The organism is Helicobacter mesocricetorum, from assembly GCF_900198605.1.
In the GTDB taxonomy this organism is placed as follows: Bacteria; Campylobacterota; Campylobacteria; order Campylobacterales; family Helicobacteraceae; genus Helicobacter_D; species Helicobacter_D mesocricetorum.
Genome location: NZ_FZPJ01000056.1, coordinates 1747 through 2552, shown reverse-complemented (window position 1 = coordinate 2552; position 806 = coordinate 1747). Strand labels below are relative to the sequence as shown.

Genomic DNA, 806 nt, shown 5'->3' with positions numbered 1-806 from the left:
TCTATCACCAATCTCTTGCCATCACTTGTTTTAATGAAAGCTCCGGGATAAGGAGAGCTTTGGGCGCGGATGAAATTATAAAGTGTTAGACTATCCCAACTAAGATCGATTTCTCCATCATCAGGGCTACGTTGTGGATAGTAGGTTTGCATACCCTTTTGGGGAGTAAAAGTAATATCAAAATCTGTGCTAAAAAGCTTAATGCTCATAGCAACCGCACATTGTGTAGCTTTATGCAACACTTCAGCAATGGAATCACTAAAGGCAATCTCAAAAGATTCTTGTAAGATAATCTCTCCACCATCCATTTTTTCATTCATTCTAAAAAGCGTAACGCCACTTTCTCTCTCGCCCTTTATCATCGCCCACACCAATGGCGCACCACCGGCATACTTTGGCAAAAGTGAATTATGAAAACCAAATGCCCCCATTTTGCTTAAAGAATAAATTTGATGAGGGATTTTATAATACCAACCCGCAACAAGCATAAAACTTGCTTGCATATCTTTGATTTGCTCTTTGTAGCTAATAAGAGGTTGATTCGGGCTTTGCACCCAATACAATGGGATTTTATATTCCTCTGCTATTTTTGAAAAATCAAAGAAATTTGTATTTTTAACTTTATCTTTAGTATAAGAGATACAAAAGGTCTCAGGGATGGAAAAAATCGCTTTAGGGATATATCCACGCTCAATCAAATTTTCTAAAATTTCGCGACCAAAATGCGTAGCCCCTAAAAAAATATAAGAGAGTGATTTATTTTTCACGCTACCCTCCTATGCAGCAAGAGGGTATTTACAAAAGGC

General features: G+C 37.6%; 1 protein-coding gene. It reads right to left on the bottom strand.

Annotated elements, in window-relative coordinates; translation table 11 throughout:
• A partial coding sequence (locus C6H18_RS08950) for a methionyl-tRNA formyltransferase (RefSeq protein WP_104722764.1) occupies positions 1 to 767 on the bottom strand: 767 nt, incomplete at its 3' end.
• Positions 768 to 806 lie beyond the last annotated feature (39 nt).